Genomic DNA, 9,932 nt, shown 5'->3' with positions numbered 1-9,932 from the left:
GCTCCTACCACGTAGGAGCGGCCCCGCGGCCGCGACGGGTTGCTGTGAGGGCCAGCGGCGGGAATGGTGATCCGAATCAATCGAACGTCAGCGAGTAGCCACCCATGTCCAGAAAGCACCCGATCATTGCAGTGACCGGTTCGTCCGGCGCCGGGACCAGCACCGTCAAGAATGCCCTGGAGCGCATCTTTCACCGCATCGGCGCCCGCGCCGCGGTGGTGGAGGGTGACAGCTTTCATCGCTATAACCGGATGGAAATGAAAGAGGAAATCATCAAGGCGAAGGCCGAAGGCAGCAACCTGAGTCACTTCGGCCCCGAGGGCAATCTCTTCGACAAGCAATTGGAACTGTTTCAGAGCTATGGGCGCTCCGGCACCGGGCAGCGCCGCTACTATATCCACGATGCGGATGAGGGGGAGCGTTGGGACCAGGAGCCCGGGACCTTCACCCCCTGGGAGCCGCTGCCGCAGGATACTGACCTGTTGTTCTATGAAGGTCTGCACGGTGGGGTGGTGGCGGGTGACATCGACATGTCCAAGGAGGTCGACCTGCTGATCGGCGTCTGTCCAACCATCAACCTGGAGTGGGTGCAGAAGATCCAGCGTGACACCAAGGTCCGGGGATACAGCCCGCAGGACGTGCAATACAACATCTATCGCCGGATGTATGACTACATGCATTACATCCTGCCGCAGTTCTCCCTGACCCATATCAACTTCCAGCGCATCCCCCTGACCGACACCTCCAATCCCTTCTGCGTCACCAACATTCCCACGCTCGATCAGAGCCTGGTGATGATTCACTTCCTGATCCCCAAGCCCAGCGTGGAATACAAGCTCGGACTCAAGGGCCTGATCGATGGGACCATGATTACCGGCTTCAACACCTTGGTGATCCCCGGGGGCAAGATGATGTACGCGCTGGAGTTGATCCTGACCCAGCGCATCGTCGACCTGATGCGGCAACGTGGGGAACTGGGGCGGGGGGAAGTCTGAGGGGCCGGGTGCGTCGCCGCGGGGCGGCGGCGGACCCCCATCCGGTGTAGAATTGCCCCCTCGACGCAAGGTCGATCCCCAGCGCGGATGGCGGAATTGGTAGACGCCCTGGATTTAGGTTCCAGTGGGGCAACCCGTGGGGGTTCGAGTCCCCCTCCGCGCACCATCTAATATCAAAGTCTTACGCCCGCTCTTGTGGGCTGCTGCCCAGGCCCTTCGGTGGCAACTTGACTTGAGCGTGACGCATCGAATCGGATCCCCGTTGGTTGGGGGCGCCCCAACGGGGGCGTGTCAGCGCCCGGGTTGCGTGACGCTCTTCCGTTGCATCCAAAAGCCCAACCCTCATCGGACCACCAGTCGCGCTCGGCGTCGTCGCCATCCGCCACGCAGGCCGGGTATCGGCTGTTGGTTGTGGGGTAGCGGGTGGGCCGGAAGGCCGGGGGCCGACAGTGCCTACCTGGGACTGCGCAAAAAGGACAGATCGCCGCGCACGTCGGGTTCGACGTCCGGCCGGACATCGTGGATCGTTGCGGTCGCCGCCGCTTCGGTGGGAAACATGAGGGGTTGCCCGCTCGGTTTCTTGAGCAGCAAGGCCCCGGCACGCGTGAAGGCGGCATAGATGAACCACGAGGGCGAGACGAACCCGGGGAGATCGGCCGGCAGGTCAGCCGCGCTCTCGACGTGGTGGAGATAGACATGCTCTGCGAGGCGCAACGCTTGCAGGCTGGTCGGGCGGAACTGGCTGGCCATGGTGTTCTCCGGTGTCGCTGACGACAACTCAACAGACTCAACAGACTGCATAGGTAGGGCTTCCGTGGCCCCAGTGAAAGGGGCAGGTGCCGCGACGGGCGATGGGTACTTAGCAATATCCTCGTTGCCGTGCTGCTCGTCTGTGCGTTGCTTCACGCAGTGTTGGCGCGTCCGCAGAGACCAGCGTTGAGAAGGCGGACCCGGAGCGGCCGGCGCTGGTCCAGCGGTGCAATGGCGGCTTATGATCGCTCCCGGCGGGCAGATGGCCCAGGCGGCGACACGGGGCAGTGGCGATGATCATGCGAAGGTTGGGGGGCTGGGGGGCCGTGCTGCTGGCGGCGACGCTGCTGGTCGCGGGGTCGGCGGTGGCCGATGGGGGGCGGCGTGCGCTCGTCATCGGCAACGGTGCCTATGCCGAGGGGGCGCTGGCCAATCCGGTCAACGACGCCACGGATTTCGCCGCGAAGCTGCGCGGACTGGGGTTTCAGGCGGACCTGCTGCTTGATGCCGATCAGCGGGCGATGGATCAGGCCATCCACACCTTCACCCGCGCCCTGACGGGCGAGGGGACCGTGGGGCTCTTCTATTTTGCCGGTCACGGGGTCGAGTACGAGGGCCGCAACTATCTGATTCCGATCGGGGCTGCCATCCGTGGCGCGGTGGACCTGCGCTACGAGGCGGTGGATGCCGGGCGGGTGCTCGATGGCATGGCCGAGTCCGGCAACGGGTTGAACCTGGTCGTGCTCGATGCCTGCCGCAACAATCCCTTCCCGAACGCTTTCCGTTCGGCCAGCCGCGGTTTGGCGCGCCTCACCCCGGCCAAGGGCACCCTGATCTTGTACGCCACCCAGCCCGGGGCCGTGGCCAGCGACGGCGGCGGGCGCAACGGGGTGTTCACCAAGCATCTGCTGGCGGCGATGGGCGAGCCCGGCCTGGAGGTGGAGCAGGCGTTCAAGCACGCCGCGCTGGCCGTGGACCACGAAACCGCTGGGGCCCAGACCCCCTGGGTCGAGGGTGTGGTGCTCGGGCAGTTTGCCTTTGCGCCGGCGGCTGCCGCGCCGGCCCCGGCCGCTGCGGTCCCGGTCGTTGCGCCGCCAGCCCCGGTCGCTGCCGCACCCGATCAGTCGCAGTTCGAATTGGCGTTCTGGAACAGCGTAAAGAACAGCGATGATCCGGCCGATTTTCAAGCCTACCTCACCAAATACCCGCAAGGCCAATTCAAAGAACTGGCCCGCCGCCGCATCGAACGGCTCACCGCGGCGGCGCGTTCAGTGCCCACCATTCGCCCCCAGTTGCCATCCCCGCCGTCCCCGGCGTCACCTCGACCGCCATCTCCGCCGGCCTTCGCCGCGAATGCCCATGTCTGTCGGCTCGACCCGAACGGCGACAACTTTCTCTCACTACGTTCTGGACCGCGAAGCAGTGCCTCGGAATTCTTCCGGTTGAGTGGAAACACCGCTCTGGCGGTATTGGAGACCCGTGGCCCCTGGCTGCGGGTGCGGCTGCGTGATGGCACCTTGGGTTGGGCATTTGGTCAGTGGGTGTGCCGTCATGGAAATTGACCTGACCGGGGTGTTCGCTCGGGTCGCGGCCTTGGTGCCGGCCATGCTGGCGTGCACCGTCGGTGCCGCGGCACCCGCGGCACCCGCGACACAGGTATTCCCGCTGCGGGGTACGATCAAGGCGTTTACCGGCTACACGCGCGCGACCGCCCCAGCGACCCCGGGGGCCTACCGTATCGCCGAACCTGCGGCCTGGTACTACGAATGGCCGACACCGACCCCGGCCTTTACCTATGCCAAATTCAAGGGCCAGCGCACGGTGGGCAAGAACCAGGAGCCCGGCTACGATGCCTGCCGTCCGACCATCGATCTACCGCACGGCTGCGGCCGGCCACACCGCGGTTTGGATATCTATGCCCATTATGGGACGCCGATTGTCGCACCGGAAAGCGGGGTGATCATCGGCTACCAAGGGGCTGACGTGTTCGCGGCGGCGGGCAAGGAAAGTAAGAACGGTGGGGCCGGACGCCTGTTTCGCTTACGCGGTGACAGCGGCTATCTCTACACCTTTATGCATACGATGGGCTTTTCGGACGCGGTCGCAACACGCGCCGGGGTGGCCAGGGATTTCGGTGATAGCGCGGAGCGATCACTCCAGGTGCCGGTGGTCGCCGGCGAGGTGATCGGTTATGTTGGCCGCACCGGTGGGATTGTGAATCCTCACCTTCATCTGCAAGTGACCCGCGATGGCCACGATGTCGATCCGGGTGTGGTGATACGGCCAGCCCCGGGTTCGCCGAATCAGATTCCCGGGCAATAGCCCTGTACATGACCGAATCACTCAAACGGAGCGCGACGATGCCCGATATGCTGGTAAGACTCTACGACCTGCCGGGCCTGGAGGCGGCGCTGGCCCGCCAGCAGGCGCGCTCCATCGCGATCCACCGCGCCCTGGCGCCGGACAAGCAGGCGATCCTGAAATGGGTCAAGCGTCACTGGGGGCGGGGCTGGGCGAGCGAGTGTGAGGTCGCTTTCGCCCGGCTGCCGGTCGCCTGCATCCTGGCGAGGCGCGCGGGCAAGGACCCGGACGCCGATGATATCCTGGGCTTTGCCTGTTACGAGTCCACCTGCCGCGGATTCTTCGGCCCCACTGGGGTGCTTCCGGCAGAGCAGGGCAGCGGGATCGGCAAGACGCTGCTGCTGGCCACGCTCCATGCCATGCGTGCCCAGGGGTATGCCTATGCGATCATCGGCGGGGTCGGCCCGGACGTGCAGGGGTTCTATGCGAAGGCCGTCGGTGCGGTAGTGATCGAGGGTTCCGACCCCGGGGTCTATGGTGGGATGTTATAACCACTGCTTACCAGGATGAGTGAGATGTCCACCGACTTGCTGCGCGCCGCCATCGAGGGCCGGCACCCGCTGATCTATATCCACTCTGCGGAGGAGGTGCGGGTCTTGGGGCTGGTGCACCGCCTGGTCGCCGAGGTCGCCCCCGCGAGCGCGTTCACGACCTGGACCTGCACCCTGGGACTGGTGTCGGCGCCCGGGGCCGCCCCGCTGCCGGCGGGCGATACCCGTGACCCGCTCGCCGCTATCCAGGCGGTGACCGCCATCAGCGGGCCGGGCTTTTATCTGTTTCAGGACCTCACGCCCTTTCTGGACCGGCCGGAGGTCGCCCGCGCCCTGCGCGACGCCCACGCGGTGCTGATGGGGCGGCAGGACAGCGCGCTCTTGATGGTGTCACCGGTGGTGCAGATCCCGGCCGCGCTGCGCCAAGAGGTGCTGCTGCTGGAGTTGCCCCTGCCGGACGCCCATGAAATCGGCGAGCGGGTGTGTGTGCTCTGGTCCGGTTACACGTCCAAGGTCCTGCCGGATGATGCCCTGGAGGAACTCACCCTGGCACTGAAGGGGCTGACGCTCGACGAGGTGAGCCATGTCATGCACCGGACGTTGGCGACCGGGCGCCTCAGTCGGGACGGCATGCTGGGCGAGATCGCCGCGGCCAAGAAGGCGGCGGTGAGTGGTGCCGGCTTTCTCGACTATGTGCCGGATCTGGTCGACCTGGAGCGGATCGGGGGGCTCACGAGTCTCAAGGACTGGATCGCGCGGCGCGCGGCGCTGTTTAATCAGCGCACCGTGGACTCGGGTTTGCCCGTGCCCAAGGGGCTGCTGCTGATGGGTATCAGCGGGTGCGGCAAGAGCCTGTGTGCCAAGCTGATTGCCCACGCCTGGCGGGTGCCCCTGTTCCGGCTGGACATGAATATGATCTATGCCGATCTCCATGGCAACCCCCAGGCGACCTTTCACAAGGCCCTGCGTACCATCGAGTCGGTCGCTCCCGCGGTGCTGTGGATCGACGAGATCGAGAACGGTCTGGGCGGCAGCCGGGGTGACGGCAAGGGGCAGGGGGACGCCGCCGCGCACATCCTCTCCGCCTTTCTGACCTGGATGCAGGAGAAGCCGCCCCTAGTGTTCGTCGCCGCCACGGCCAATCGCATCGAGGCCCTGCCCGCGGAGATGATCCGCAAGGGCCGTTTCGACGAGGTCTTCTTTTTCGATCTGCCGAACGACGAGGAACGCGCCGCGATTTTTGCCGTGCATATCCGCAATAATCGCGGCGATCCCGCCACCTTCGACCTGGACCGACTGGTGCGCGACAGCCGCGAGTGGACCGCTGCCGAGATTGAGCAGATCGTGGTTGCCGGGCGGATCGACTCCGAGCAGGACCGCGCCCCCTTTGGCACCGAGCACATCGTGGCCCATGCGCGCCGGCTGGTGCCACTGTCCAAGAGCATGAATGAGCAGATCCGCTTTATCCGCGACTGGGCTTGGGACCGGGCGACACCGGCCTCCGCCAATCCGCAGGTCCGATTCGATTGATGGGGGACCTGGTTCGCTCACACGCTCACCACTATCCCGAAGAGGTTCTCCGCGGCGGTGTCACGCCGGTGTCAGGCGCTCTGCGCCCGGGGCACCGGTGGTCGGAGTGATGAACAAGGCCGCCTTCTGCTAGGATTTTTCGCATCGAATCGTCTTGATCTTTTCGTCCCATCCCCGACCCCGGAGGCCCCCATGTCACTGCAACTGTGGACCCAGATGAAGGGGTGCCCCTGTCGCGTCGCTGACAAGCTGGACCTGGAGCTCGCGTGATCGTCGCCACGGACCATGCTTAGACCCATGTGCGTGATCGCTCAGCCCCAGTTCTCGCCGGTGGGAGCGGGGACAGGCACTCGGGCGCCTATTGCGGTGAGTGCGCTGCGCGGCGGGCTGCCGCGCCCACGGTGGTGCCCGACATGACCGCCATCCCCGCCTGGCTGGTTCCCTTGGGGGCCTTCGTCGCTGCTCTAACGCTGGCGCTCGCGATCAACGCGGCGGTCATCGTCCGGCGGCCGACTCGGGACAGCGGCGAACTCTGGACGGGCGTGCTGGTGTGGACTGGCGGCCTCTTGGCCGCGCTGCTGCTCTATGCCTGGACCCTGCAACTGCTGGATGCCACCTGGTGGCAGAAGGGCTGGCACCCGCTGTTCGACGCGACCGGGCTCACGCTCGACCTGCCCGGGTTGCCGCGGGTCGAACTGAAGGTCCCCTCAGCGGTGGGTGCCGACGGGCAGCGGCTGGCACACCCCGAGTGGTGGGCGCTCGCGCTCCCCTTTGCCGTCTGGTTGATGGTGGTCTTGATGCGTCTCGCCATCCCCGCCCCGGCGCGTACCGTGGATCAACCGCGCCCCGGCGCCTGGCTGGCGGGCTCCGCGGGTTTTGACAATTCCCGGCACTGGGTCCTGTGGGTCCTGGCATCCCCATTCCTGCTGTTGCTCCTCTGGAGCGCGCCCGACCTGGGCGAGGGTCTGGCCCGGCAGCGGGCCGCGCCCTGGGGTCTGTCAGCGGTCATCGCGATCACCCTGATTGCCATCGCCTTCAGCCGCGGCCGCCACGATACGGCGGCGGACGACGCGGCCACGGCCGCGCGCGAGGGCCCCGGCGATTGGGTGGCGGCGCTGCGCCGGCGCGGTTTTGCCGTCCAGACCCTCTGTCGGCTCGCGCCGACCGGCGTGGCGCGGCAGATCGAGGCGCCCGGGGCGCGTGCGCTCCTGGAGCAGTGGCCGTCTCTGTCCGCCCGCCGGGTCGCCCCGGAACTGATCGAGGCGCTCGCCGATCTCTTCGCCGTGGGCGAGGGGCGGCGCCGCCATGGGTTGGATCGGCTGGTCCTGGCCCCCGACGATAGCGGGCAGTGGGAGGCCCTGGGGGTGGCGATCCAACTGACCCATGTGCGATTGGAACTGGTGACCCTGGTCATCGTCCCGCAGACCCCGGAGTCCTTCGCGGAGCGCCTGGCGGCCTGGCTGCCGGGTCCGCAGCTTATCCACCTGCCGCGGGCCAGCGCGCCCGGCGACACCACGGCCATGGTCTGGCTCCTGGATGTCGGCACCCTCTCGGACCACCTGGCGGATCTCGCGGACAATCCGCTGTTGCTCGCCCGGATCGGGCTCACCGTTTGGTGTGACCTGGACGCCTATTCCGGGGTCAGGGCGGCCAACTTCTGGGCGGTGTCCCATCGGCTGCATCGGCTGCTCAAGCGCAAGGGGCAGCAGGCGACGCGCTCGCTCACCTTGGCGCGGTATCACCACAGCCACGAGGCCAACCTGGCAGCCTTCGTGTCCCAACTGCTGCCCTATGACTACCGGCCCGAGGACCGGGTCGTGGTCGAGCGGCGCCGCCACCACCCCATCGCCATCCACCTACTGGAGCCGACGCCGGGGCTCAGGGGTTTGGACACGGCCAATCTGGACCACTGGGACCCGAGTCTGTTGGCCGCCCGCGTCGCCGTGGAGGCCGGCTTGCGGACCTGCTATGAGCCGCCGCCCGCGCTGGACCTGGCCAAGGCCCGGGACTTCATGCAGCAGTTGGTCGATGGGCGCCGACTGGCCGAGCGGTTGGTGCATACGCCGGCCGACGCGGCGGCGCGGGTCCTGGAGGTCGACGCCACCACGGTCCTGTCGCTGGTCAATCTGCTCTCGCAGGGGGGGCGTGCGTTGGAGCATTTGCCGATCCATCAGGTGGGGCTGCTCCTGCCGCCCGGTAACCCCTATTGCCGGCGCCTCCTGATGCAGTTGGCGCAGGACCCCGAGACCTTCTTCCGGCAGGTGCGCCGTCTGGTCCCCGGGGTGCCGCAGCCGACCATCGTGCGGCGGCACCTGCTGTTGGCCCTGCGCGAGATGGAGGCGGTGGCGAGCGGCCTGCTCGATACCTTCCAGTGGCGCGATGCCATCCTCGATCCGGTGCTGGACGAGCTCACCAACCGCCACGAGATCGAGCGGCGCGATGTCCGCTTTCTGGACGAGGACAACATCCTCAAGGTCGACACCGGCTATCGCAGTTCGGCCGCCGAGTATCGCCCGGGTCCACTGGACACCGTCGGCGATCGGCTGGTCGCCATCGTCCTGCGCGAGGCCGGAGGGGCCGAGGCCGTCCTGGCGCGTATCGACCCGGAGCGCGCCACCATCGTTGCCTATCCCCGGCGGGTCTTCCGGGTCAAGGGTCAGACCTACCGCATGAACCCCTGGCCCGCGACGCAGGCCGCCGAGATCAAGCGCCTGGGCGTACTGTATTGCACCCGCAGCGACGACCCGGTGCTCACCTGGCGCGTCAATGAGCCGCGCCTGCGCCGCACCCAGGTCGACCCCGGCCAGACCCAGGTCTTCTTCGACCAGGGTGCGCTCAACACGGTGGTGATCCAGACCCACTACGAGGAGGAGGTCACCGGCATCATCGAATTGCGGCCGGATGGTCCGGGGGCGCCGCGCCGCAGCGAGCCACTGTGGGGTGAGCCCATCGAGAGTCTGGCCTTCCCCACCAAGGGGTTGATGCTGCGCTTCCTCGCGCAGGACCTGGACGCGTACCCGGCGGCCCTGCACTCGATCGCCCAGGCACTGGGTCAGGTGTTGGCGGTCCATGTCGGGGTGGAAGAGGACGCGGTGCTGGTCATGGCCGCCGAGCGGCTCAAGATCGGCCGTCGGCGCGAATCCGGTCTGGTCATCCTGGACCTCTACCCCCAGGGCCTGGGGCTCATTGATGCACTCAATGACGACGACGACCTGCTGCGCCGGCTGCTCGGGTATACGCGGGACTGGCTGGCGGACTGCCCCTGTGCCGCGGAGTCCGGTTGCCCGCTCTGTCTGCAATCCCCACCGTCCATCGCCGCCACCCGTTATTCGGTGGAGCGCCAATTGAACCGCCGCGAGGCGGTGGAGGTGCTGCGGCGGGTGCTTGGTGGCTGATGAGGCTGCACGCGGCCACCGTCTGGCGGGCCTGCCCGATGGGTATTTCGGATTCTGATGCCCGGCTTCGGATGTATACTGACCAAACTAAGTACGACCTTATTCCGCCTAATCTTGCGCCTGTTCAAGCCCCGAAGGGGCGTGACATACCAGCCCAGGGTAACGCCCTGGGTATGACGGATAACAGATCCCAGCCCTGAAAGGGCGTGACATAAGGAGCCCCATCGTATGTCACGCCCTTTCAGGGCTAGGCCGAACAAGAAACGCTAACCCAGGGAGTTGCCCTGGGCTGGTATGTTCGACCCCGTTGGGGTCAGTATGCAACATGAACAGGAATTGAATGCCAGAGGAGCGTTTTCTATGCGTCAATGGGCGTTACAAGATGCCAAGGCCCGTTTCAGCGAGGTGGT

General features: G+C 66.7%; 7 protein-coding genes and 1 tRNA gene. 7 read left to right on the top strand and 1 reads right to left on the bottom strand.

Features of this window, described 5'->3' with window-relative positions; all coding sequences use genetic code 11:
* Positions 1-104: 104 nt before the first annotated feature.
* Both QZY44_RS33125 and QZY44_RS33120 read left to right on the top strand, forming a co-directional pair.
* On the top strand, positions 105-995 hold the full coding sequence (locus QZY44_RS33125; protein WP_295457827.1) for a phosphoribulokinase: 891 nt from the start codon (positions 105-107) through the stop codon (positions 993-995).
* An 81-nt stretch (positions 996-1,076) separates the two neighbouring features.
* Positions 1,077-1,161, top strand: a tRNA-Leu gene (locus QZY44_RS33120).
* Between the two features lie 287 nt (positions 1,162-1,448).
* On the opposite strand, the gene QZY44_RS33115 is transcribed toward QZY44_RS33120, so the two are convergent.
* On the bottom strand, positions 1,449-1,745 hold the full coding sequence (locus QZY44_RS33115; protein ID WP_295457825.1) for a hypothetical protein: 297 nt from the start codon (positions 1,743-1,745) through the stop codon (positions 1,449-1,451).
* A 293-nt stretch (positions 1,746-2,038) separates the two neighbouring features.
* Between QZY44_RS33115 and QZY44_RS33110 the strand changes: the two genes are divergently transcribed.
* The 5 genes from QZY44_RS33110 to QZY44_RS33090 all read left to right on the top strand — a co-directional run bounded on the left by QZY44_RS33110 (position 2,039) and on the right by QZY44_RS33090 (position 9,522).
* The gene (locus QZY44_RS33110; RefSeq protein WP_295457822.1) at positions 2,039-3,307 is read left to right on the top strand and encodes a caspase family protein; all 1,269 of its coding nucleotides are present in this window, start codon (positions 2,039-2,041) and stop codon (positions 3,305-3,307) included.
* A complete protein-coding gene (locus QZY44_RS33105; RefSeq protein ID WP_295457820.1) occupies positions 3,297-4,067 on the top strand; it encodes a M23 family metallopeptidase in 771 nt (256 codons plus the stop codon). Before QZY44_RS33110 ends, QZY44_RS33105 begins: the two co-directional genes overlap by 11 nt.
* A 38-nt stretch (positions 4,068-4,105) precedes the next feature.
* Positions 4,106-4,597 (top strand): GNAT family N-acetyltransferase, encoded by a 492-nt coding sequence (locus tag QZY44_RS33100; RefSeq protein WP_295457818.1) that lies wholly within the window; start codon positions 4,106-4,108, stop codon positions 4,595-4,597.
* A gap of 24 nt (positions 4,598-4,621) precedes the next feature.
* Complete coding sequence (locus QZY44_RS33095; RefSeq protein WP_295457815.1) at positions 4,622-6,127, top strand: AAA family ATPase; 1,506 nt, start codon at positions 4,622-4,624, stop codon at positions 6,125-6,127.
* Between the two features lie 413 nt (positions 6,128-6,540).
* On the top strand, positions 6,541-9,522 hold the full coding sequence (locus QZY44_RS33090) for a Zn-binding domain-containing protein (RefSeq protein WP_295457812.1): 2,982 nt from the start codon (positions 6,541-6,543) through the stop codon (positions 9,520-9,522).
* The last annotated feature ends 410 nt before the right edge of the window (positions 9,523-9,932 follow it).

The sequence above is a fragment of the uncultured Thiodictyon sp. genome (genome assembly GCA_903837595.1).
Lineage (GTDB): Bacteria > Pseudomonadota > Gammaproteobacteria > Chromatiales > Chromatiaceae > Thiodictyon.
Note: the sequence above shows the minus strand (reverse complement) of the source record. Positions and strands in the feature narration are given on the sequence as shown.

Bases quoted from the DNA above. Each gene is read 5' to 3' on its own strand.
- QZY44_RS33125 (WP_295457827.1), top strand. From the start codon at position 105: ATGTCCAGAAAGCACCCGATCATTGCAGTGACCGGTTCGTCCGGCGCC.
- QZY44_RS33115 (WP_295457825.1), bottom strand. From the start codon at position 1,745: ATGGCCAGCCAGTTCCGCCCGACCAGCCTGCAAGCGTTGCGCCTCGCA.
- QZY44_RS33110 (WP_295457822.1), top strand. From the start codon at position 2,039: ATGATCATGCGAAGGTTGGGGGGCTGGGGGGCCGTGCTGCTGGCGGCG.
- QZY44_RS33105 (WP_295457820.1), top strand. From the start codon at position 3,297: ATGGAAATTGACCTGACCGGGGTGTTCGCTCGGGTCGCGGCCTTGGTG.
- QZY44_RS33100 (WP_295457818.1), top strand. From the start codon at position 4,106: ATGCCCGATATGCTGGTAAGACTCTACGACCTGCCGGGCCTGGAGGCG.
- QZY44_RS33095 (WP_295457815.1), top strand. From the start codon at position 4,622: ATGTCCACCGACTTGCTGCGCGCCGCCATCGAGGGCCGGCACCCGCTG.
- QZY44_RS33090 (WP_295457812.1), top strand. From the start codon at position 6,541: ATGACCGCCATCCCCGCCTGGCTGGTTCCCTTGGGGGCCTTCGTCGCT.